Source organism: Micromonospora sp. L31, assembly GCF_052068075.1.
In the GTDB taxonomy this organism is placed as follows: Bacteria; Actinomycetota; Actinomycetes; order Mycobacteriales; family Micromonosporaceae; genus Micromonospora; species Micromonospora purpureochromogenes.
This window is the reverse complement of the sequence record NZ_JBQHDC010000001.1, coordinates 843,843-866,968: the sequence shown is the minus strand read 5'-3', so window position 1 is coordinate 866,968 and position 23,126 is coordinate 843,843. Positions and strand designations below refer to the sequence as shown.

19 protein-coding genes are annotated in these 23,126 nt (G+C 73.9%); 14 read left to right on the top strand and 5 right to left on the bottom strand.

Annotated elements, in window-relative coordinates; translation table 11 throughout:
• The first annotated feature begins 56 nt into the window (after positions 1-56).
• Complete coding sequence (locus ACTMS9_RS04265) at positions 57-1,019, top strand: DUF4349 domain-containing protein (RefSeq protein WP_441147310.1); 963 nt, start codon at positions 57-59, stop codon at positions 1,017-1,019.
• On the opposite strand, the gene ACTMS9_RS04260 is transcribed toward ACTMS9_RS04265, so the two are convergent.
• Positions 976-2,235 (bottom strand): amidohydrolase, encoded by a 1,260-nt coding sequence (locus ACTMS9_RS04260; RefSeq protein WP_441147312.1) that lies wholly within the window; start codon positions 2,233-2,235, stop codon positions 976-978. The genes ACTMS9_RS04265 and ACTMS9_RS04260 overlap by 44 nt on opposite strands.
• A 614-nt stretch (positions 2,236-2,849) precedes the next feature.
• Positions 2,850-4,433 carry an acyl-CoA mutase large subunit family protein gene (locus ACTMS9_RS04255; protein WP_441147313.1) on the bottom strand — a complete coding sequence of 528 codons (1,584 nt, stop codon included), beginning with the start codon at positions 4,431-4,433 and terminating at the stop codon, positions 2,850-2,852.
• Between the two features lie 195 nt (positions 4,434-4,628).
• Between ACTMS9_RS04255 and ACTMS9_RS04250 the strand changes: the two genes are divergently transcribed.
• A complete protein-coding gene (locus ACTMS9_RS04250; protein WP_441164171.1) occupies positions 4,629-6,668 on the top strand; it encodes a protein kinase domain-containing protein in 2,040 nt (679 codons plus the stop codon).
• A 49-nt stretch (positions 6,669-6,717) separates the two neighbouring features.
• Complete coding sequence (locus ACTMS9_RS04245) at positions 6,718-8,385, top strand: phospho-sugar mutase (RefSeq protein WP_441164170.1); 1,668 nt, start codon at positions 6,718-6,720, stop codon at positions 8,383-8,385.
• A 96-nt stretch (positions 8,386-8,481) separates the two neighbouring features.
• On the opposite strand, the gene ACTMS9_RS04240 is transcribed toward ACTMS9_RS04245, so the two are convergent.
• Both ACTMS9_RS04240 and upp read right to left on the bottom strand, forming a co-directional pair.
• The gene (locus tag ACTMS9_RS04240; protein WP_441164169.1) at positions 8,482-9,159 is read right to left on the bottom strand and encodes a GOLPH3/VPS74 family protein; all 678 of its coding nucleotides are present in this window, start codon (positions 9,157-9,159) and stop codon (positions 8,482-8,484) included.
• A 74-nt stretch (positions 9,160-9,233) separates the two neighbouring features.
• Positions 9,234-9,866 carry a uracil phosphoribosyltransferase gene (gene upp, locus ACTMS9_RS04235; protein WP_441147320.1) on the bottom strand — a complete coding sequence of 211 codons (633 nt, stop codon included), beginning with the start codon at positions 9,864-9,866 and terminating at the stop codon, positions 9,234-9,236.
• Between the two features lie 136 nt (positions 9,867-10,002).
• Between upp and deoC the strand changes: the two genes are divergently transcribed.
• The 10 genes from deoC (at position 10,003) to ACTMS9_RS04185 (ending at position 21,472) form a co-directional block, all read left to right on the top strand.
• The gene (gene deoC / locus ACTMS9_RS04230) at positions 10,003-10,962 is read left to right on the top strand and encodes a deoxyribose-phosphate aldolase (protein WP_441147322.1); all 960 of its coding nucleotides are present in this window, start codon (positions 10,003-10,005) and stop codon (positions 10,960-10,962) included.
• Positions 10,963-10,967: 5 nt separating this feature from the next.
• Entirely contained in the window at positions 10,968-12,398 is a 1,431-nt protein-coding gene (locus ACTMS9_RS04225) for an aldehyde dehydrogenase family protein (RefSeq protein WP_441164168.1), read from the top strand.
• Positions 12,391-13,215 (top strand): aldehyde dehydrogenase family protein, encoded by an 825-nt coding sequence (locus ACTMS9_RS04220; RefSeq protein WP_441147326.1) that lies wholly within the window; start codon positions 12,391-12,393, stop codon positions 13,213-13,215. The genes ACTMS9_RS04225 and ACTMS9_RS04220 overlap by 8 nt, the downstream gene beginning before the upstream one ends.
• A gap of 172 nt (positions 13,216-13,387) precedes the next feature.
• The gene (locus ACTMS9_RS04215; RefSeq protein WP_441147328.1) at positions 13,388-13,819 is read left to right on the top strand and encodes a BlaI/MecI/CopY family transcriptional regulator; all 432 of its coding nucleotides are present in this window, start codon (positions 13,388-13,390) and stop codon (positions 13,817-13,819) included.
• A gap of 11 nt (positions 13,820-13,830) precedes the next feature.
• Entirely contained in the window at positions 13,831-14,736 is a 906-nt protein-coding gene (locus ACTMS9_RS04210; protein WP_441147330.1) for a M56 family metallopeptidase, read from the top strand.
• A 226-nt stretch (positions 14,737-14,962) separates the two neighbouring features.
• The gene (locus tag ACTMS9_RS04205; RefSeq protein WP_441164167.1) at positions 14,963-16,213 is read left to right on the top strand and encodes a cytochrome ubiquinol oxidase subunit I; all 1,251 of its coding nucleotides are present in this window, start codon (positions 14,963-14,965) and stop codon (positions 16,211-16,213) included.
• 10 nt (positions 16,214-16,223) lie between these two features.
• Positions 16,224-17,231 carry a cytochrome d ubiquinol oxidase subunit II gene (locus ACTMS9_RS04200; RefSeq protein ID WP_441147334.1) on the top strand — a complete coding sequence of 336 codons (1,008 nt, stop codon included), beginning with the start codon at positions 16,224-16,226 and terminating at the stop codon, positions 17,229-17,231.
• Positions 17,228-18,907: a thiol reductant ABC exporter subunit CydD gene (gene cydD / locus ACTMS9_RS04195; protein WP_441164166.1), complete on the top strand. Its 1,680-nt coding sequence runs from the start codon at positions 17,228-17,230 to the stop codon at positions 18,905-18,907. The genes ACTMS9_RS04200 and cydD overlap by 4 nt, the downstream gene beginning before the upstream one ends.
• On the top strand, positions 18,904-20,742 hold the full coding sequence (gene cydC, locus ACTMS9_RS04190; protein WP_441164165.1) for a thiol reductant ABC exporter subunit CydC: 1,839 nt from the start codon (positions 18,904-18,906) through the stop codon (positions 20,740-20,742). The genes cydD and cydC overlap by 4 nt, the downstream gene beginning before the upstream one ends.
• A 58-nt stretch (positions 20,743-20,800) precedes the next feature.
• The gene (locus ACTMS9_RS04185; protein WP_441147340.1) at positions 20,801-21,472 is read left to right on the top strand and encodes a permease prefix domain 1-containing protein; all 672 of its coding nucleotides are present in this window, start codon (positions 20,801-20,803) and stop codon (positions 21,470-21,472) included.
• Positions 21,473-21,694: 222 nt separating this feature from the next.
• Here ACTMS9_RS04185 and ACTMS9_RS04180 read toward each other — a convergent pair whose 3' ends face one another.
• A complete protein-coding gene (locus tag ACTMS9_RS04180; protein WP_154939662.1) occupies positions 21,695-22,036 on the bottom strand; it encodes a PadR family transcriptional regulator in 342 nt (113 codons plus the stop codon).
• Positions 22,037-22,154: 118 nt separating this feature from the next.
• Here ACTMS9_RS04180 and ACTMS9_RS04175 point away from each other — a divergent pair, with 118 nt between their 5' ends.
• A complete protein-coding gene (locus ACTMS9_RS04175) occupies positions 22,155-23,105 on the top strand; it encodes a DNA primase (RefSeq protein ID WP_441164164.1) in 951 nt (316 codons plus the stop codon).
• Positions 23,106-23,126 lie beyond the last annotated feature (21 nt).

Genomic DNA, 23,126 nt, shown 5'->3' with positions numbered 1-23,126 from the left:
CGCGTCGCGTCCGAGCTATCGCCCCGGGACCGGGGTAGTCAGAGGACGGAGCGGGGATGGACAGACAGACGACACGACGCCGGGGCAGGGCCCTGGCGGCGCTGGGGCTGGCGGCGTTGCTGCTGGCCGGTTGCGGAGCGGCGGACCGCTCGACCTCGACGGGTGACTCGGCGGCCGAGGCCCCGGCCGGCGGAGCGCCGGCGGGTGGGGCGGCCGAGCAGGGCAAGGCCGGCGCGGGCGCGCCGGACCTGCGGGTGGACCAGCGATCGATCATCTACACCGGAACGATGCGGGTGCAGGTGGACGACGTCGAGGGCGCCGCCCGTCGGGCGGTCGCCGCGGTGGTCGCGGCCGGCGGGTTCGTCGGCGGCGACAACCGGCGCAGCGTGGCCGCCGACGCCGAGGCGGAACTGGAGCTGCGGGTGCCGGCGGCGAAGTTCACCGCGCTCATCGACGAACTGGCGACGTACGGCAAGCAGCAGCGACGGGAGGTGAAGACGCAGGACGTCACCGAGGAGACGGTCGACCTGGACGCCCGGATCGCCACCCAGCGGGCCCGGGTGGACAGTGCCCGCAAGCTGCTGTCCCGGGCCACCTCGATCCCGGAGCTGGTGTCGCTGGAGGACGAGGTGTCCCGGCGGGAGGCCGACCTCGCCTCGCTGGAGGCGAAGAAGCGTCGGCTGGCCGACCTGACCGCGCTCTCCACGATCACGGTGACGTTCGTCGGGCTGGACGCCTCGACCGCCGAGGAGGAGACCGAGACGGGCTTCATGGTCGGGCTGCGCGGCGGCTGGAAGGTCTTCGTGGCCTCGATGACCATCCTGCTGACCGTGCTCGGGGCGGTGCTGCCCTGGCTGCTGGCGTTCGGCGTACCCCTGGTGGTGTTCCTGGCGGTGCTGCGCCGGCGGCGTCGGGGGCGGCCCGCGCCACCGGCACCGCCCACCACGCCGGTCGGCGCACCGCGTCCGCCGATGCCTACCGCACCGCCGCCAGTGCCCGCAGCGCGGTCTGGACCATGAGGCGCACCCCGGCGGGAATGGCCCGCTCGTCGACGTCGAACGACGCCCGGTGCAGGTCCACGTTGGGCCCGGACCGGCCGACGCCGAGGCGGGCCAACGCGCCGGGGACGTACTCCAGGTACCAGGAGAAGTCCTCGCCGCCCATGCTCTGCGGCGTCTCGGCGATCCCCTCGGGGCCGAGCGCCGCGGCGGTGGCGGCGGTGAGGACCCCGATGGCGCGGGCGTCGTTGCTCACCGGCGGACGGCCGCGCAGGTATTCCAGGTCGACCGTGGCGCCGGTGGGCGCGATGACGTCCCGGACCACCTGAGCGACGATCTTGGGAGCCAGCTCCCAGGTGTCGCGGTCCATCACCCGCAGGGTGCCCGAGGCGCACGCCTCGGACGGGATGACGTTGTACCGGGTGCCGGCCGAGGCGTGGCCGAACACCAGCAGCAGCCCGCTGTTGGCCGGCACCCGCCGACTGACCAGCGCCGGCACCTCGGTGACCAGCCGGCCGAGCGCGTCGACCAGGTCGACCGTCAGGTGCGGCCGGGCGGTGTGCCCGCCCGGGCCGGTGAGCCGGACGGTGACGTTGTCGGCGGCGGCGGTGATCGGGCCGACCCGCAGGCCGACCTTGCCCACCGGCAGGTTGGGGTCGCAGTGCACGGCGAAGATCTGGACCACGTCCTCCAGGCCGCCGGCCTCGATGACCTCCAGCGAACCGCAGGGCAGGATCTCCTCGGCCGGCTGGAAGATCAGCCGCACCCGGCCGTCGAGCTGGCCGGCGTCGGCGAGCTGGGCCAGCAGCATGCCGACGCCGAGCATCACCGTGGTGTGCACGTCGTGGCCGCAGGCGTGGCAGACGCCCTCCACCGTGGACTTGTACGACACGTCCTTGACGTCGGTCAGCGGCAGCGCGTCGATGTCGGCGCGCAGCGCGATGACCGGCCCGTCGGGGCGGCCGTCGATGTCGCAGATGACCCCGTTGCCCTTGGGCAGCAGCCGCGGGTGCAGGCCGGCCAGGGAGAGCTCCCGCGCGATCAGCGCCGCCGTCTCGAACTCCTCGCCGGAGAGCTCCGGGTGGGAGTGGATGTGGCGACGGGTGGCGATGAGGCCGGGTACCCGCAGGGCGAGCAGATGGTCGAGCTCGTAGGGCAGGGGCTGGGACCCGGATGGCGCCTCCGGCCAGGACGACGCCAGCTGGCTGCCGTTCGGCAGCGTCAACGCACTCGTCACGTCGAATTCTCGATCACTAGGAATGGACGGATCATCGGGGAGGACAGCAGACAGCCTAGACCTCCGACGGTGACGCTGGGCAACCTCGTTACGGTAGTGATCGGACCGCACAGCGTCACGTAAGCCCTGGTGAGAGGGCTCGAATATCTGCGGGACAGCAGGTAGATCGCGTTCGAACGCCGTCATCTGCCCCACCCCTCCTACAACGCGTAACCGATTGGGCGGTCGCGAAATCGGCATCGATCCGGGGCCGTCGTTCCGAATTGTCGCATTAGTCGCCGCAATTAACTGCCGCTCGGACAATTAACCGACGACAGCCGGCGACCAGGCGACTCCCGACGGTGACACGGTCGTCCCGCGCGCGGCCGGACACGCTGTCCGTCCCGTTCACCCGTCCGGGTTACCCAGGAACCCACGCGGCACACGCCCGCCCGGAAGGCCACGCTGCCCGGGCGCCCACGGGAGCCTCGAGGAGCTCCGTGCCGCACCGGGTACCTGCACCGACGGTAGCTCCGGCGGGGCAGCCCTGACGACCCCTGTCGACCCCGACCGCATACGACAACGGCCCCCGCCGGCGCCCGGGGCACCGGCGGAGGCCGCCGTTCACGCGCTGGTCAGAAGCGGTCGCTGGGCTGGTATCTCCCCCAGACCTGGCGCAGCGTCCCGCAGACCTCGCCGACCGTGGCCCGGGCCCGCAGCGCCTCCTTCATCGGGTAGAGCACGTTCTCGGTGCCCTCGGCCGCCGCGCGCAGCTCCGCCAGGGCCCGCTCCACCGCGCCGTTGTCCCGCTCGGCGCGCAGCTTCGCCAGCCGAGACGCCTGGGCCGCCTCGATCGCCGGGTCCACCCGCAGCGGCTCGTACGGCTCCTCCTCGTCGACGGTGAAGCGGTTGAGGCCGACCACCACCCGCTCGCCCGAGTCGATCTCCTGGGCGATCCGGTACGCGGACTGCTCGATCTCGCGCTTCTGGAACCCCGCCTCGATGGCGTCCACCGCCGAGCCGTGGTCGGCCACCCGGTCCATCAGCTCCACCGCCGCCGCCTCGATCTCGGCGGTCATCGCCTCCACCACGTACGACCCGGCGAACGGGTCCACGGTGGCGGTCAGGTCCGTCTCGTACGCCAGCACCTGCTGGGTCCGCAGCGCCAGCCGGGCGGCCTTCTCGGTGGGCAGCGCGATCGCCTCGTCGAAGCTGTTGGTGTGCAGCGACTGGGTGCCGCCGAGCACCGCGCCCAGCCCCTGCACCGCGACCCGGACCAGGTTGACCTCGGGCTGCTGGGCGGTGAGCTGCACGCCGGCGGTCTGGGTGTGGAAGCGCAGCATCATCGACTTCGGGTCCTTGGCGCCGAAGTCGTCGCGCATCAGCCGGGCCCAGATCCGCCGGGCGGCGCGGAACTTCGCCACCTCCTCCAGCAGCGTCGTCCGGGCGACGAAGAAGAACGACAGCCGGGGCGCGAAGTCGTCCACGGCCAGCCCGGCCTCCAGCGCGGCGCGGACGTACTCGACGCCGTTGGCCAGGGTGAACGCGATCTCCTGCGCGGGCGTCGCGCCGGCCTCGGCCATGTGGTAGCCGGAGATGGAGATGGTGTTCCACTTCGGCACCTCCTTGCGGCAGTAGCCGAACGTGTCGGCCACCAGCCGCAGCGAGGGCTTCGGCGGGAAGATGTACGTCCCCCGGGCGATGTACTCCTTGAGGATGTCGTTCTGGATGGTGCCGTTGAGCGCGGAGCCGGCGACCCCGGCCTCCTCGGCGACGAGCTGGTAGAGCAGCAGCAGCACCGAGCCGGGCGCGTTGATGGTCATCGAGGTGGAGACCTTGTCCAGCGGGATGCCGTCGAAGAGCATCCGCATGTCCTCGATCGAGTCGATGGCCACCCCGACCTTGCCCACCTCACCGTGCGCGATCGGGTCGTCGGAGTCGTAGCCCATCTGGGTGGGCAGGTCGAAGGCGACCGACAGCCCCATCGTGCCGGCCCGCAGCAGCTGGTGGTAGCGGGCGTTGGACTCGGTGGCGGTGCCGAAGCCGGCGTACTGCCGCATGGTCCACGGGCGGGACGTGTACATGGTGGGGTAGACCCCACGGGTGTACGGATACTCCCCCGGGCCGCCCAGTCGGGTCTCCAGCTCCTCGGGGAGGTCGGCCGCCGTGTAGACGCCCTTGATGGGGAAACCGGACTCGCTGGACCGCCGTTCGCTCATCACCGGATGGTAGGACGCGCGAGCGTGTCGATGGGTGAGGGATAGCGCACACCCTGGTCGACGGCAGGTGAGCGCGCGGGCACATACGGTCCGGTAGGCAAAGGTGCGCCGCGTCGGGTTTCGCATCGGGCGTCGGAACCAGCAAGATAGGGGGGTTGTGTCCCAGCCCCCTCGATATCCCCCGGTGGCTTTTCTGTGACTCAGATCCCAACGTGGAGCGGCGGACCGGTCAGTCCTCCCAACGGACGCGCGGCACCCGGCACGATCATCGGTGGCCGCTACTCGCTGCGGTCCGCGGTGGGCAACGGCGGCATGGGCACGGTCTGGCGTGCCACCGACACGCTGCTGCGGCGCGACGTGGCGGTCAAGGAGGTCGTCCTGCCCCCGGGGCTGGCCCCCAGCGACCGTGACTCGATGTACGAGCGCACCCTGCGCGAGGCCCGCGCCGCCGCGGCCATCCAGCACCCGGCCGTGGTCCAGGTGTACGACGTGGTCACCGAGGGTGGCCGGCCGTGGATCGTGATGGAGCTGCTGGACGCGCGCAGCCTCGCCGACATGGTGATCGAGGACGGGCCGGTCGCGCCCCGCGCCGTCGCCAAGATCGGCATCGCGCTGCTCGGCGCGCTGGAGGTGGCGCACGCCAACGGTGTGCTGCACCGCGACGTGAAGCCGGCCAACGTGCTGATCTGCACCGACGGCCGCTGCGTGCTGACCGACTTCGGGGTTGCCCGGATGCCCACCGACGTCCAGCTCACCACCCCGGGGATGGTGCTCGGCTCGCCGCACTTCATCTCCCCCGAGCGGGCCATGGGCCAGGAGTTCGGCCCGCCGAGCGACCTGTTCTCCCTCGGCGTGACGCTCTACACCGCCGTGGAGGGCCGGCCGCCGTTCGACAAGGGCGACCCGATCGAGACCATGCACGCCGTGGTCGAGGACCCGCCGGCCACGCCGCAGCGCAGCGGGCCGCTGACCCGGGTCCTGATGGGCCTGCTGGAGAAGGACCCGGGCCGCCGCCTGGACGTGCACACCGCCCGGGCGATGCTCCGCGAGCTGCTCGCCGGGCCGCTGACCAGCACCGCCACCGCGGTCAACTCGGTCACCGACCCGTACGCGGTGGTCCCGGTGCAGCGCCCGTCGACGCCGCCCCCGGCGGCCGAGCCGGAGCCGAAGCCCAGCGGGCAGATCGGCGGCCGGGCCATGCTGGCTCCCGACGAGTCGCTGACCGACCGGCTGGCCGCGCTGCGCCGGGGTGAGCGGCCGAGCCCGGCCGCGTCCGCCGCCGGGCTCGACGACACCAGCGCGGACGCGCTGGCCGGCCCGCTGCACACCCCGACCGGTGCGATGCCGTCGGCGGGCCGCCCGCCGGGCACCACGTACGGCGGGGCGCCGGAGGCCACCCAGCGGTTCAGCACCGGGCACCCGGACACGACCCAGCGGATCGGCGGTGGGCGCTCCGACGCCACCCAGCGGATCGGCGGCCACCCCGACGCGACCCAGCCGGTGTACGGCGGGGGCCAGTGGTCGGTGCCGGGCACCGGCCAGCCGTGGACCTCACCGACCACCGCGCCGGCCGGGGCCACCGGCGGTGGGGCGCTCGACAAGGTCCGGGGCACCGGCGGCAAGCTGGTCGCCACGGTGCAGGGCTGGCCCCGCAAGCTCCAGCTCGCGGCGGCCGGCAGCCTGGCGGTGGTGCTGCTGGTCGGCATGATCGCGATGTTCAACGGCGGCGACGAGGAGCCCGGTACGCCGACGCAGGTCCAGCCCAGCGCGCCCGCGGCCGGCGGCGAGCTGCCCGAGATGCAGGAGCACAACGCCAGGGGCGTGCGGGTGATGGTGCCCAAGGGCTGGAAGAAGGCGACCGGCGGCTCCTACGTCGACTACGTGGACCCGCAGGACGACGGCCGCAAGGTCCGCATCCTCGCCGAGAAGTGGAAGGGCACCCCGACCCGGTGGGCGGAGAGCGCCCAGAACTTCCTGCAGACCAGGAGCACCAGCTGCGGGGACCCCTACGAGCAGGTCGCCATGGACGAGCAGGACACCGCCGGCAAGCCGGGTGTCCAGTTCGAGTACACCTGCGGCGAGGGCGACGCCAAGCGCCACGGCGTGTGGCGGGGCGTGCTCAGCGACGGGAAGATGTACTCGTTCTACCTCTCCGCCACCGATGCCACGTTCGCCGAGAGCAAGCCGATCTTCGACGAGATGGTGAAGTCGTTCCAGCTCACGGCGGCCAGCTGAGTCGAGGCCACCGGGGCGTGGTGATCCGCCGCCGTGCTATCCATAGGCAATGGCGGCGGAAACCACTGACCTTGACGACATTCGCGACCGGGCCCGGCGTTGGCTCGACGACGATCCCGACCCGGCCAGCCGGGACGAGCTCCGGGCGGTGCTCGACCGGCTGCCGGCGAGCGCGCCGGAGCTGGCCGACCGGTTCGCCGGGCCGCTGACCTTCGGCACCGCCGGGCTGCGCGGCCCGCTGCGCGCCGGCCCCAACGGCATGAACCTCGCCGTGGTCACCCAGGCCGCGGCCGGGCTGGTCGGCTGGCTCGCCGCCCAGGGCGGCGAGGGTCCGCTGGTGATCGGGTACGACGCCCGGCACGGTTCGCGGGAGTTCGCCGAGCGCACCGCCCAGGTGGCCACCGGCGCGGGCCGGCCGGCGCTGCTGCTGCCCCGGCCGCTGCCCACCCCGGTGCTGGCGTACGCGGTCCGGCACCTCGACGCGGTCGCCGGGGTGATGGTCACCGCCAGCCACAACCCGCCGCAGGACAACGGCTACAAGGTCTACCTGGGGGCCCAGCTCGGTGGGGCGCTCGGCGCCGGGGCGCAGATCGTGCCGCCGGCCGACGCGGGGATCGAGTCGGCCATCCGGGCGGTCGGCCCGCTGGCCGAGGTGCCGCTCGGCCCGGCCGGTCAGGTGCTCGGCGACGACCTGGTGGCGTCGTACGTCCAGCGGGCCGCCGAGGTCGTCGCGCCGGACGGCCCGCGCGACCTGGCCGTGGCGTACACGCCGCTGCACGGGGTCGGCGCGGCGGTGCTGACCGCCGCCTTCGCCCGCGCCGGCTTCCCGGTGCCCGGAGTGGTACCGGAGCAGGCCGAGCCGGACCCGGCCTTCCCGACCGTGAACTTCCCCAACCCCGAGGAGCCGGGCGCGGTGGACCGCCTCGTCGCGCTCGCCGACTCGACCGGCGCCGACATCGCGATCGCCAACGACCCCGACGCGGACCGGTGCGCGGTGGTCGTCCGCGACGGTGGGACGGGCTGGCGGATGCTGCGCGGCGACGAGGTGGGCGCCCTGCTCGCCGACCACCTGATGCGGCGCGGCGTCACCGGCCTGTACGCCACCACGATCGTCTCGTCGTCGCTGCTGCGGGCGATGTGCGCGGCGCGGGGCCTGCCGTACGACGAGACGCTGACCGGGTTCAAGTGGATCGTCCGGGCCGGTGGCGGGGCGCACCCGCTGGTCTTCGGGTACGAGGAGGCGCTGGGCTACTGCGTCGCCCCGGAGCACGTCCGTGACAAGGACGGCATCACCGCCGCGCTGACCGTCGCCGAGCTGGCCGCCGGCCTCAAGGCGCAGGGCCGGACGCTGACCGACCGGCTGGACGAGCTGGCCGCCGAGTTCGGCGTGCACCACACCGACCAGCTCTCGGTACGGGTCGACGACCTGCGGGAGATCGCCACCGCGATGGCCCGGATCCGGGCGGCCACCCCAACCACCCTGCTCGGGCAGCCGGTCAGCGAGGCGGAGGACCTGCTCCCCGCCTCCGACGTGGTGATCCTGCGCACCGACGCCGCCCGGGTCGTGATCCGCCCCTCGGGCACCGAGCCGAAGCTCAAGGCGTACCTGGAGGTGGTCGAGGCCGTCGTCGACGGCGACGTCCCCGCGGCCCGCACCCGCGCCCACACTGCGGTAACCACCCTCCGCACCGAGATCGCAACGGCCCTCAACCTCTAGCCCCCGGACCAACCGTTGATCATGAAGTTGGCGGCGAGGAGAGCGTTTTCCGGCACCACCAACTTCATGATCAACGCCGGCTGGGCGGGGCGGGGGTCAGGGGCGCTTGCCGAGGGCCTGGTCTACGGCCTGGGCGAGGGCGGCGACGACCAGGCCGACGGAGGGGCGGACGACGGAGTCGTCGAGGCTGACGTTGCCGGAGAAGCCGGCGCTACCGGCGATCTCCTCCAGCCGGCGGCGGGCGTCGACGGCGGCGTCGCCGCTCAGGCCGAGCGCCGGCTCCATCCGCAGCACCGCGACCAGGGTGGCCAGCGCGGCGGTCCGCTCGTCGGGCAGCTGCCCGCCGGCGAGCGCCTCGGCCAGCCGCCGCCGGCTGTCGTTCTCCACCGAGGCGTCCGCCACCGGGTAGCGGTGCACCACGATGAAGCCCAGCTCGGTCTCCTCGACGTCCCGGACCACGCCCCGGGCGACCAGGTCACCGAGGATCCGGTCGCGCAGGCCGTGCCGCAGCCGCTGCACCCAGGAGGACGGGCTGTGCGGGGTGTCGGCCGCCATCCGGCCGAGCACCCCGTCGATGATCGGCTCGCCGACCGGCGTCGGGTCGGTCACCGTCAGGGACCCGTCGGCGTACGCGATCCGCCCGGCCAGGGCGAGCTCGACCAGGACGGCGGCGGCCATCCCCAGGTCGAGGCTGATCCGGGGCATGGTCGCCCGGCCCGTCTCGTCGTCGTACGCCAGCAGCAGCAGCTCTTCGGCGAGCGCAACACCAGTCATGGCCCGAGACGGTAGCGGTTGCGCGCTCACCCGCGCGCCGACCCGCCGAGATCCGTCCCGGGACCGTGACCGGCTCAGAACCGGGGCATGCCGCCGAACTGTCGGTCGCCGGCGTCGCCGAGCCCCGGCACGATGAACATGTTGTCGTTGAGCCCCGCGTCGATCGCCGCGGTGACCAGGCGCAACGGCAGGCCGGACTGCTCCAGCCGGGCGATGCCGACCGGTGCGGCGAGCACGCAGAGCACGGTGATGTCGGTGCAGCCCCGGTCGGCGAGCAGCCGGCAGCAGTGCTCCAGCGAGCCGCCGGTGGCCAGCATCGGGTCGAGCACCAGCACCGGCAGGCCGGTCAGGTCGCGCGGCAGCGACTCCATGTACGCGCGCGGCTCGTACGTCTGCTCGTCGCGGGCCAGGCCGACGAAGCCCATCGAGGACTCCGGCAGCAGGCCGAGCGCGGCGTCGGCCATGCCCAGACCGGCCCGCAGCACCGGCACCAGCAGCGGCGGGTTGGCCAGCCGGGTGCCCTCGGTGCCGGTGACCGGGGTCTGCACCGGGTACCTCTCGACCGGGAAGGTGCGCGCGGCCTCGTACACCAGCATGGTGGTGAGTTCGTGCAGCGCGGCCCGGAACGACGACGAGTCGGTGCGGGCGTCCCGCATGGCGGTCAGCCGGGACTGGGCGAGCGGGTGGTCAATGACGTGTACGTCCACGATCGCTCAACCTACCGGTCCGCCCGCGCCCGCACTGCGGGTGCGGGGTGACCAGCGACCCCGCTCACGTGCGGCGGCGCCGGCAGGGCCGGCGTGACCATGATCACTGCCCCCCAGGATGCGTAGTATTCGGGGCATGACGGCGACAGCGACGTCGGCCCGGTCGGACCTCTCCGAGCTGGGACGATCCGAGACCGCTCTGCGGACCTTCCTGCACGGCCTGCCCGGCGTGGACCAGGTCGGCGCGGAGCAGCGGGCGGCACAGCTCGGCACCCGCTCCATCAAGACCACCGCCAAGGCCCAGGCGATCGACCTGGCCATCCGGATGGTCGACCTGACCACCCTGGAAGGCGCGGACACCCCCGGCAAGGTGCGGGCGCTCGCGGCCAAGGCGCTGCGCCCCGACCCGGCCGACCCGACCTGCCCGCACGTCGGCGCGGTCTGCGTCTACCCGGCGATGGTCCCGCACGTGGCCGAGGTGCTGCGCGGATCCGGCGTGCACCTGGCCAGCGTGGCGACCGCCTTCCCCTCGGGCCAGGCGCCGCTGGAGATCAAGCTCGCCGACACCCGGGCGGCCGTCGAGGCCGGCGCCGACGAGATCGACATGGTGATCAACCGGGGCGCGTTCCTGGCCGGGCGCTACAAGGAGGTCTACGACGAGATCGTGGCCACCAAGGAAGCCTGCGGGGACGCCCACCTCAAGGTCATCCTGGAGACCGGCGAGCTGGCCACCTACGACAACGTGCGGCGGGCCTCCTGGCTGGCCATGCTGGCCGGCGGCGACTTCATCAAGACCTCCACCGGCAAGGTCCCGATCGCGGCCACCCTCCCGGTGACGCTGGTGATGCTGGAGGCGGTCCGCGACTTCCGCGCCGCCACCGGGCGGCAGGTCGGCGTGAAGCCGGCGGGCGGCATCAAGACCACCAAGGACGCCATCAAGTACCTGGTCATGGTCAACGAGACCGTCGGCGCGGACTGGCTCGACCCGGACTGGTTCCGCTTCGGCGCCTCCAGCCTGCTGAACGACCTGCTCATGCAGCGCACCAAGCTGACGACCGGCGTCTACTCCGGTCCCGACTACTTCACCCTGGACTGAGAGTGATGTTCGAATACGCTCCCGCTTCCGAGTCCCGCTCGGTGGTGGACCTGAAAGCCTCCTACGGGCTCTTCGTCGACGGCGAGTTCGTCGACCCGACCGACGGCGGCACCTTCAAGTCGATCAACCCGGCCTCCGAGGAGGTCCTCGCCGAGGTCGCCGAGGCCGGCGCGCAGGACGTGGACCGCGCGGTCCGCGCCGCCCGGGCCGCGTACGAGAAGGTCTGGGGCCCGATGCCGGGCCGCGACCGGGCCAAGTACCTGTACCGGATCGCCCGGATCATCCAGGAGCGCTCCCGCGAGCTGGCCGTGCTGGAGTCGCTGGACAACGGCAAGCCGATCAAGGAGTCCCGCGACGTCGACCTGCCCCTGGTCGCCGCGCACTTCTTCTACTACGCCGGCTGGGCCGACAAGCTCCCGTACGCCGGCTTCGGGCCGGACCCGAAGCCGGTCGGCGTCGCGGCGCAGGTCATTCCGTGGAACTTCCCGCTGCTGATGCTGGCCTGGAAGATCGCCCCGGCGCTGGCCGCCGGCAACACGGTGGTGCTCAAGCCGGCCGAGACCACCCCGCTGACCGCGCTGCTCTTCGCCGAGATCTGCCAGCAGGCCGAGCTGCCGGCCGGCGTGGTCAACATCGTCACCGGCGCCGGCGAGACCGGCCGGGCGCTGGTCGAGCACGCCGGCGTGGACAAGGTGGCCTTCACCGGCTCGACCGAGGTCGGCCGGGCGATCGCCCGCTCGGTCGCCGGCACCCGCAAGAAGCTCACCCTGGAGCTGGGTGGCAAGGCCGCCAACATCGTCTTCGACGACGCCCCGGTCGACCAGGCGGTCGAGGGGATCGTCAACGGCATCTTCTTCAACCAGGGGCACGTCTGCTGCGCCGGCTCCCGGCTGCTGATCCAGGAGAACGTCGCCGACCGGGTGCTGGAGTCGCTCAAGCGCCGGATGGCCCAGTTGCGCGTCGGCGACCCGCTGGACAAGAACACCGACATCGGCGCGATCAACTCCGCCGCCCAGCTGGAGCGGATCCGCGAGCTCTCCGACGCCGGGTCGGCCGAGGGTGCCGAGCGCTGGTCGCCGCCGTGCGAGCTGCCCGAGCGGGGCTTCTGGTTCGCGCCGACCATCTTCACCGGGGTCACCCAGGCGCACCGGATCGCCCGCGAGGAGATCTTCGGGCCGGTGCTGTCGGTGCTGACCTTCCGCACCCCGGCCGAGGCCGTCGAGAAGGCCAACAACACGCCGTACGGGCTGTCGGCCGGGATCTGGACCGACAAGGGTTCCCGGATCCTCTGGATGGCCGACCGGCTCCGCGCCGGCGTGGTCTGGGCCAACACGTTCAACAAGTTCGACCCCACCTCGCCGTTCGGCGGCTACAAGGAGTCGGGCTACGGTCGCGAGGGCGGCCGGCACGGGCTGGAGGGCTACCTCAATGTCTGAGCGGGTCGCGGTACGCAAGACGTACAAGCTCTTCATCGGCGGGAAGTTCCCACGCAGCGAGTCGGGGCGGTCGTATCTCGTGCAGGACGCGAACGTGTCATTGGCGTCTCGGAAGGACGCCCGGGACGCGGTGCTCGCCGCCCGCGCCGCGGTGAAGGGATGGGCCGGGGCGACCGCGTACAACCGGGGTCAGATCCTCTACCGGGTCGCCGAGATGCTGGAGGGCCGGCGCGAGCAGTTCGGCGCCTTGGGTGTCAGCGACGAGGAGGTGTACGCGGCGGTCGACCGCTGGGTCTGGTACGCCGGCTGGTCCGACAAGCTCCCCCAGGTGTACGGCGGGGCCAACCCGGTCGCCGGCCCGTACTTCAACCTGTCCGCGCCCGAGCCGACCGGCGTGGTGGCCGTGGTGGCCCCCGAGTCGCCGGCGCTGCTCGGCCTGGTCAGCGTGATCGCCCCGGCGATCGTCACCGGCAACACGGTGGTGGTGGCGACCTCGCCGACGCAGCCCCTCGCGGCGGTGACCCTGGCCGAGGTGCTGGCCACCTCCGACCTGCCCGGCGGGGTGGTCAACCTGCTCACCGGGAAGATCACCGAGACGGTGCCGACGCTGGCCGCGCACATGGACGTCAACGCCCTCGACCTGAGCGGCGTGACCGACGCCGAGCTGGCGGCGGAGCTGGAGGTCAAGGCGGCGCAGAACCTCAAGCGGGTGCTGCGTCCCGCCCCGGCGGGCCACGACTGGACCGCCGACCCGGGCATCACCCGGATGACCACGCTGCTGGAGACGAAGACGGTCTGGCACCCCAAGGGGGTGTGATCGCGGGTCCGGGTGGGGTTTTCGGGGGAGCCCCACCCGCTCCGGGCGGTCAGGCTTGATCCCTGCGCGGGTGGGGCTCCCCCGAAAACCTCGGCCTGCCGGGCCCGCGGGGAATGTTCAGCTCGCGACTCCTGCCCTGGGAGGGTTCTACTACGGGGGGTAGGATTACGGGGTGACTCGGCTGGGTGATCTCGAACGTGCGGTGATGGACGTGCTGTGGGACTCGGTCCCCGCCACGTCGGACGGAGTGACCGTGCGCGAGGTCGCCGACGCTCTCGACGGCCGTGAGCTGGCGTACACCACGGTGATGACCGTGCTGGACCGGCTCGCCGGCAAGGGCATGGTGCAGCGCGAGCGGGAGGGGCGGGCCTGGCGGTACCGGGCCGCGGCCAGCCGCGAGGCGTACATCGCCCAGCTCATGCTCGACGCGCTGGACCTCGGCGGCAGCCGGGACGCGGCGCTGGTCCGCTTCGCGCGCTCGGTCACCGGGACGGAGGCGGACGTGCTCCGCGCGGCGCTGGGCGCCGAGGCCGGGCTGACCGACCGGGTCGAGGACCCACGGGCCGGCCGGTCCAGGCTGGCCGACGAGGCCACGGACAGGTAGGGGCGACAGCCGTGGCCTTCGCCGTGCACTTCGCCGCGTCGATGCTGGCCTGCTACCTGACCGCGCAGGTCCTCGCCGGGTCCACCTGGACGTGGCGCGCCCCCCGGGTCGCGATCGTCTGCTGGCAGGCGGTCGGGCTGGCGCTCGGCCTCTCCGCGATGGGCCTGCCGATGGCGCTCGGCCTGGCCCCGTACGACCGGCCGACCGGCAGCGCCCTGCTCGCCCTGGCCACCGACCTGAGCCACGGCACGCTCCCGGCCGGGCTGGGCACCGTGCACCTCGGGCTGGTCGGCGTCGGCTTCGGCATCGGCGCCGTCCTGCTCACCACGACCGTCCGCAGCATCCACGCCAGCGTCCGCGCGCAGCGCCGCCACCGGGACCTGCTCACCCTGGTCGCCCGCCGGGATCCCACCGTGCCCGGCGCGCTGGTGCTGGACCACCCGAGCGCGGCGGCGTACTGCCTGCCCGGGGTGAAGCCCCGCGTGGTGGTCAGCGCCGGCACGTTGAGCCTGCTCGACCGGGCCGAACTGGCGGCGGTGCTCACCCACGAGCGGGCGCACGCCCAGGAGCGGCACGACCTGGTGCTGCTGCCGTTCACCGCGCTCTGCCGCGCGCTGCCCTGGTTCCGCTGGGTACGCGACGCGCACGAGCGGGTCGCCCTGCTGGTCGAGATGCGCGCCGACGACAAGGCCCGCGAACTGCACGCCGAGGCGCCGCTGGCGGGCGCGCTGCGCCGCTTCGCGGCCTGCGGGGACCGGATCACCCCGGCCGGGGCGCTGGGCATGGGCGACCGCGACCTGGATGCCCGGGTGCAGCGGCTGATGGTGGCCGACCGCCCGCCCCGCCTGATCGGGGCCGCCGCGCTGGCGGTGGCGACCACCCTGGTCGCGCTGCCGGTCTCCCTCTTCCTCAGCTGACCCGGGCCTCCCTCCCCGGCCGAGCCGGACGTTCAACCGCCAGCAGAGCCGGATCTTCGCGCGCCCACCGACCGTGATGGCGATCGAGCCACATCTTCGGGGCCAGCTCAGCAGCATATCTACTACGCACTGTCGTAGCATCTTCTACGACAGTGCGTAGTAGATATGCGTAGAGAAACTACGTGTAGGATCGCTACGACAAGCGAGCCAACCCTGGAGAGCGGTCATGGACACCCTGCTCCTCGCGCGCCTGCAGTTCGCCACCACCACCTCGATCCACTTCCTCTTCGTGGTGGTCACCCTCGGCCTGGTCACGCTGCTGGTGGGCTTGCAGACGGCCTGGCTCCTCACCGGCAACCCGGCCTGGGAGCGCCTGACCCGCTTCTGGGGTCAGCTCTACGTGATCAACTACGTGCTCGGCATCGCCACCGGCATCGTGATGGAGTTCCAGTTCGGGCTGAACTGGAGCGGCCTGTCGCGCTACGTCGGCAACGTCTTCGGGGCGCCGCTGGCGATCGAGACGCTGGTGGCGTTCTTCCTGGAGTCCACGTTCCTCGGCATGTGGATCTTCGGTTGGCACCGGCTGCGTCGCGGGGTGCACCTCGCGTTGCTCTGGGGCGTCGCGCTGACCGCGTACGCGTCCGCCTTCTGGATCATGGTGGCCAACTCCTGGTTGCAGAACCCGGTCGGCTACGAACTGCGCGACGGCGTCGCCCACCTCACCGACTTCACCGCGCTGCTGACCAACCCGTCCCTCGGCATGGCGTTCGGGCACGTGGTCGCCGCCGCGCTGCTCACCGGCGGGGTGCTGATGGCCGCGGTCAGCGCCTGGCACCTGATCCGCCGGACGCCGGACTTCGCGCTGTTCCGCACCTCGCTGCGGATCGGGCTGGTCACCGCCGCGGTCGCGGTGACCCTGGTGCAGGGCTTCGGCTTCGCCCAGTTCGGCCCGGTCGCGCAGGTGCAGCCCACCAAGTTCGGTGGCGGACCGGAGGCCGACGCCCTGGTCGCCGAGTGGACCGCCCGGTTCGGCCCCGGCGACTACAGCCCGCCGGTGCTCTCCAACGTGGGGCTCGGCTTCATGATCCTGATCGGCTTCACGATCGGCTGCGTCTGGTTGCTGCTGCCGCTGCTCTGGCGGGACTGGGTCATCCGGCTGCGCTTCCCGCTCTGGCTGATCCTGTTCGCCCTGCCGCTGCCCTTCGTCGCGGTGATCCTGGGCTGGATCGCCCGCGAGGTCGGCCGCCAGCCCTGGGTGGCGTACGGGCTGCTCCCCACCGGGCAGGCCGTCTCCGGGGTGGACGCCGGGATGATGCTCGCCTCCCTGGTCGGCTTCAGCCTGTTGCTCGGCGCCCTCGCCGTCACCAACTGGACGCTGCTCGCCCGGCACGCCGCCCGGGGCGCCGCCGACCCCGCGCTCGGCCGCCCGCCCGGCGGCCGGGACGACGACGCCCGCCCCGAACCCGCCTTCGCTTGAGGAGACGACCGTGGAACTCGCCTGGTACGCCCTGCTCGGGCTCTTCTTCGCCACGTACCTGGTCCTCGGCGGCTACGACTACGGCGTCGGGCTGCTGCTGGCCCGGGGCACCGACCCGGCCCGCCGGCGCGCGGCACTCACCGCGCTCGGCCCGTTCTTCCTCGGCAACGAGGTGTGGCTGGTCGCCGCCGTCGGCATCCTCTTCGGCGCCTTCCCCACGCTGGAGGGCGAGCTGCTCTCCGGCTTCTACCCGGCCGTGGTCGGGGCGCTGGTCGGGGTGATCCTGGTGACCGCAGGGGTGCAGCTGCGCAGCCGACCCACGGCCGAGGCGACCCGCGCCCGCTGGGACCGGGTGGTGGTCGCCGGGAGCGCGCTCGCCGCGCTGGGCTGGGGCGCGCTGCTCGGCGGCCTGCTCCAGGGCGTACCCCGGCACGCCGACGGTCACGTCGCCGGGGTGACCCACCTGGCCACCCCGTTCGCCGCCGCTGCCGCGCTCGCGATGCTCGCCCTGGTCGCCGTGCACGGTGCGAGCTTCCTCACCCTCCGGCTGCCGGCCGCCGACGCCGCGGCGGTCGGCCGGCTGGCCCGCCGGCTGATCCCGGTGGCGCTCGCCGCGGTCGCCACGGCCACCGTCCTGGGCCTGCTCTCCGACCGGGTACGCGCCGCCGCGGCGCGCCCGCTGTTCGCCGTACTCCTGCCGTTGTCGCTGGTCGCGGCGATGCTGGTGGCGCGGGCGGCACTGGGCCGGGGGCGGCCCGGCGTGGCCTTCGCCGCCACCGGCGTGGCGCTGGCGCTGCCGGTGGCGCTGGTCGGGGCGACCCTGTGGCCCTCGGTGCTGGTCTCCACCGTCGACCCGGCCGCCTCGCTCGGCGTCGCCGACGCGGCGGCCAGCGGCCCGACGTTGCGGCTGCTGGGCTGGCTGACGCTGCCGCTCCTGCCGGCCCTACTAGGCTTTCAGGCGATGTGCTGGTGGGTTTTCCGGGGACGGACCGACGGCAGGGCACCGGTGTACTGGTGAACCGCCGTCCCTTCGACCCGCGTCTGCTGCGTCGGGTCCCCGCGGCCCGGCGCGACCTCGCCGTGCTCGCGGTTCTCGGCGGGCTGACGGCGCTGCTGGTCGTGGCCCAGGCCACCGCGCTCGCCGCGTTGCTGGCCACCGCGATCGACGGCCGGCTCGACACGGTGGCGCTGGCCGGTTTCGTCGCCGCCGTCGGCGCACGCGCGCTGGTCGCCTGGGGGCAGGGCACCGTCGCGGCGCGGGCGGCGGCCACCGTGAAGGCGACGCTCCGCGCCGACCTGCTCGCCGCCGTCGGCCGGCACGGGCCGGGCTGGGTCGCCGGGCAGCGCGCCGGTCAGCTCGCCACTCTCACCGGCCGGGGCCTGGACGCGCTGGACGCCTACTTCACCGGCTACCTTCCGCAGCTCGTGCTCAGCGTGACCGTGCCGCTGGCCGTGCTGGCCCGGCTGGTCTTCGCCGACTGGGGGTCGGCGCTGATCATCGCGCTGACCATCCCGCTGATCCCGGTCTTCGGCGCGCTGCTCGGCTGGCAGGCGCAGGCCGCCACCGAACGCCAGTGGCGACGGCTGTCGCTGCTCGGCGGGCACTTCCTCGACATGGTCGCCGGGCTCCCCACGCTGCGCGCCTTCGGCCGGGCCCGGGCCCAGACCGACGTGGTGCGCCGGATGGCCGACGGGCATCGGGTCGCCACCATGAAGACCCTGCGAATCGCCTTCCTCTCCGCGCTGGTGCTGGAGCTGGTCGCCACCCTGTCGGTGGCGCTGGTCGCGGTGCCGGTCGGTATCCGGCTGCTCAGCGGCGGGATCACCCTCTCCACCGCGCTGCTGGTGCTGCTGCTCACCCCGGAGGCGTACCTGCCGCTGCGGGCCGCCGGCAGCAAGTTCCACGCCAGCATGGAGGGGCTCACCGCGCTGGACGAGGCGCTGACCGTCTCCGCCGCCCCGGCCGCCGCCGCACCGGCCGGCGAGCCGGCCCCGGCGCCGGACGGCCACGGCGAGATCCGCTTCACCGACGTGACCGTGGCGTACGAGCGGACCACCGCGCTGCGCGAGGTCAACCTGACCATCCGGCCCGGCGAGCGGATCGCGGTCATCGGGCCGAGCGGCGCCGGCAAGAGCACCCTGCTCGGCCTGCTGCTCGGCTTCGTCACCCCCACCTCCGGCCGGGTCACCGTCGACGGCGTCGACCTGGCCGAGGTGGACCGGGACGCCTGGCGCCGGCAGGTCGCCTGGGTGCCGCAGCGGGCGCACCTCTTCGCCGCCTCGCTCGCCGACAACATCCGCCTCGGGGCCCCCGACACCCCGGACGCGGCGCTCGCCACGGCGGTCGCCGACGCCGCGCTCCAGGACGTGGTCGCGGACCTGCCCGACGGGCTCTCCACCACGCTGGGCGAGCGCGGGCACGGCCTGTCCAGCGGGCAACGGCAGCGCGTCGCGCTGGCCCGGGCCTTCCTCCGGGACGCCCCGCTGGTGCTCCTCGACGAGCCGACCGCCCGGCTCGACAGCGCCAGCGAGGCGGTGGTGCTGGCCGCCACCCGGCGACTCGTCGCGGGGCGTACCGCGCTGTTGGTCGCGCACCGGCCCGCGCTGCTGGCGGACGCCGACCGGATCCTCCGGATCGAGGACGGCCGGGTCACCGAGCTGACCCCGATCCCCGCCGTGGAGGCGACCCGATGAGCACCGGAGGAGTCCACCCGGAGGGCCGCGACACCGGCGGCCCGACCCCGGCGGAGGTGCCGCCACCACCGGCCGGCGCCGGCACCGTCCGTACCGGCGCGGAGCGGACCGTGCTGCGGCTGGCCCGGCCGTACCTCGGCCGGCTGGTCGGCGCGGGGCTGCTCGCCGCGGCGACGGAGTTCGCCGGACTGGCGCTGATGGCCACCGCCACCTGGCTGCTGATGAGCGCCGCCGGCCGACCGCCGCTGGACCGGCTCACCGTCGCCATCGTCGCCGTCCGGGCGCTCGCCATCGGCCGGGGCGTGTTCCGCTACACCGAACGACTCGCCGGCCACGACGCCGTGCTGCGCATGATCACCGACGTGCGGGCCCGGGTCTTCGCCACCCTCGCTGCCCGTCGGGGGCCCGCCGAACAACGGTCCGGGGACGCGCTGAGCCGGCTCGTCTCCGACGTCGAGGCCGTCCAGGACCTGCTGCTGCGGGTGCTCGTCCCCGGGGCCGCCGCCGCGCTGGTGAGCCTGCTGGCCGTCGGCGGGGCCGCGCTGGTCTCGCCACCCTCGGCCGGGGTGCTCGCGGTGGGCCTGCTGGTCGCCGGGGTCGCGCTGCCCGTACTGGCCACCGCGCTGACCCGGCGGGCCGCCGACGAGGTCGCGCCGCTGCGCGGGGCGCTCGCCACCGACGCCGTCGACCTCACCCACGGCGCAGCCGACCTGGCCGCCTTCGGCGCCACCGGGTACGCGCTGCGGGCCGCAACCGACCGCGCCGACCGGCTGGCCCGGCTGGAACGCCGGCTCGCCCGGACCGGGTTCGCCGTCGACGCGGCCGGGGTGCTGGTCGCCGGGCTGACCGCCGCCGGCGTGGTGCTCACCGCGCTGCGCGCCGGAGTCGACGGGGTGCTGGTCGGCGTGCTGGCCGTCGGCACCCTGGCCGCGGTGGAGATCGCGCTGGCCCTGGTCGGCGCGGCCCGGCAGCGCACCCAGCTGCGCGCCGGCCTCGACCGGGTCGCCACGCTGCTCGACACCGCGCCGGCCCCGACCGCTCCCGACGGCGGGGCGACGGTGGCCTCCCGGGCCGGGCACGACGTGCGGTTCGACGGGGTGACCGTGCGGTACCGGGAGGGTGCCGCCCCGGCCCTGGACGGCATCGATCTGGATCTTCCGGCCGGCCGCCGGGTCGCCGTGGTCGGGCCGAGCGGCGCCGGCAAGAGCACCCTGGCCGCCGTGCTCACCGGCGCGGTGCACCCCGACGCCGGCCGGGTCACCCTGGACGGGGTGGACCTGTCGGCGTACCCGGCCGAGGAACTGCCCCGCGCCATCGGCGGGCTGCTCGCCGAGGCGTACGTGTTCCACGCCTCCGTCCGGGACAACCTGCTGCTCGGCCGGCCCGCCGCCGACGAGGAGGAACTGGCCGCCGCCACCCGGGCCGCCGGCCTGCTCGACTGGGTACGCGAGCAACCGGACGGCTGGGACACGGTGGTCGGCGAGGAGGGCGGCCAGCTCTCCGGCGGGCAGCGGCAGCGGCTCGCCCTGGCCCGGGCGCTGCTCGCCGCCCCGGGCGTGCTGGTGCTGGACGAGCCCACCGAAGGGCTCGACCCGGCCGCCGCCGACGCGGTGCTCGCCTCCGCGCTGGCCGCCACCCCGGCCGGGCACACGGTGCTGCTGATCAGCCACCGGCTCAGCGGCCTCGACGGGCTGGACGAGATCGTGGTGCTCGACGCCGGGCGGGTGGTCCAGCGCGGCCGGCACGCCGAGCTGATGGCCACCCCCGGCTGGTACCGCGACCAGTGGCTGCTCCAGGCGGCGGCCGAGCGGGGGTACCTCGCCCTGGCCCCCTGAGCCCGGTTCCGGGAATCTCCCCGACGCGGCCGCCCCGTCCACGTGACAGGGTGGCCCCATGCGGGGCTGCGAAGACGTACGGGTGGCGGACCGGCTGCGCGAGCTGGACGACCGGCTGCGCGGGCCGGCCCGGCTCAAGGCGGAGCTGATGGTCGAGCTGCGGGACGCGCTGGACGACGCCGCCGAGGCGTACCGGGAGGGTGGGCTGTCGGCGGCGGAGGCGGAGCGACGGGCGGTGGCCGAGTTCGGCGCACCGGCCCAGCTGGCGCCGGCCTACCAGGCGGAACTGGCGGCGGCAGCGCTGCGGGGGCTGTCGGTACGGGCGTTCGCGGTGGCCCTGGTCCTGCTGGTCGCCGGTGACCTCACCTGGCGGGGTTCCAGCTGGAGCGGCGGCCCGCCACCGCCCGCCGGCTACCAGCTGCTCTCCGCCTCGGTGAACTGGGTGTGGCTCGGCGTGGCCGGCTTCGCCCTGGCCGCGCTGGTGCTCGGGGCGGGCGCGGCACGGCGCGGTCGGGCCGATGTGCCGGTGGCCGGCCGGCTGGTGGGGCTGGGCCTGACCGGCGCGCTGGCGCTCGGCGCGGTCGTCGGGGTCGCCCTGTTCGCCTGGTCGGTGCAGCTCTGGGACGCCGCCCTGAGCTGGCCCCCGATGATCATCGGCGCGGTGCTGGTCGGCGCCGGCTACTTCTCCCTCGCCCGGGCCGCCCGCGGCTGGCTGCGCGCCGCCCACTGACCCGCCGCCTCGACGCGCGCCCGGCCCAGCCTGGCGCGACGCTGCGGCCGCCTGGCCCGGCACGGCACCGAACCGGCACGGCGTGAGCCGGTCCATGATCGTCTGCAGTTTTCCGACGGGCCAGCCGGCGTGTCGAGCCGGAGAAGTGCAGACGATCATGACGGACGAAGGCTGCGGGAGCGGCGCCGGTGGGCGGCGGGTCGGCGAGCCGGGGCGGTGCGGTCAGGCGGGGGCGGTGGGGGGCGTGTCGGGGCCGAGGAAGCGGCCGACCGTCGCGCTGAACTCGCGCCAGCCGGCCCGCTCGCCGGCCAGCGCCCGGCGGCCGGAGTCGGTCAGCTCGTACGTGCGCCGCTCCCGGCCGCTGACGGTGCTCCACGAGCTGGCCACGTGCCCGGCCCGCTCCAGCCGGCGCAGGGCCGGGTAGATGGTGCCGGTGGGCAGATCGAGGTTGCCGTCGCTGCGGGCCCGCAGCGCCTCGATGATGGCGTAGCCGTGCAGTGCGCCCTGCTCCAGCACCGCGAGCAGCAGCGCGTCGAGGTGTCCGTGCAGCGCCTGAGCCCTCATACGTAGTAACGCTACTTGTCCGCCTTGCGGATCGCCAGCGGGGTGCGGGGTCCGGTCCCGCCGGGCTGACCACTAGGGTATGTGCCCAGAGTCACTAGCCGACCGGAAGTGTCGGCGAGTGGGCAACCCGACGCACCCGGAGGTCAGTGTGGCCCGCCAGTCGCCCCAACGGCCCGACGCCGACGAGCCCGAGCTCGACGCCACCGACGGGCCGGTCGAGCCCGAGGTGGAGCGCGGCTCGGCCGACCGTTCCCTCTGGGACGAGCTGCGGATCGACCCGGTGGAGATCGCTCTCCCCGCCGGCACCGGTTTCACGCTGCGCGCGTACCGGCCGGCCCGGGAGCTGACCCCGACCGACGTCGCCGAGCGCGACGAGGACGACCCGTTCCTCGCCCGCCGCCAGGTCGTGGAGGCCGAGGACGCCGAGGACGAGGAGGTGGTGATCCTTGACGAGGAGTTCGCCGCGCTCTCCGCCGAGGAGGACGAGGAGGCCGGCCGGCCCGCGGGTCGCAAGCGCAAGGCCGACGCCGAGGACGAGGAGTCCGAGGCGGAGGAGGAGGACGAGCAGGACGCGGCGGCCGACGAGGAGGTGCCGGTCTTCCTCACCCACAAGGGGCGGCTGCTGCTCTTCAAGACCCCCGAGGCGCTGGTCAGTTTCATCCGTTCCGGCGCGCCCAACGACATGTCCCAACTGGACAGCTGGAATGAACTGTCCGAACGGGTGGAACCGGCCGACATCGCGCCGCTCGACGAGGACATGTACGAGCTGGACCTGGTAGTGGAGAACCTGCGCGGCGGGCACGACACGTGGGACCCGACGCTGCTGATCGAGGCCGGTGAGGTGGCCCGTGACCTGTCGTACGCGCTGCGGCTACCCGCGGTGCTCGACATGCTCTCCGCCGGCTCCAGCCTGGACGACCTGGACGAGGCGCTGAGGGCATCTGTCAACGGCGGAATCGGTGGTTTCCTCGGCCGGCGGCGGCTCAAGAAAATCGGGGCACAAACCGCAAGCTTGGGTTGGCGCACCATTGTCGGCAAGATCTCTGCTGTCGTGGACTGGCGCGACTGACCCCGAGCGGGGAGCATCAGT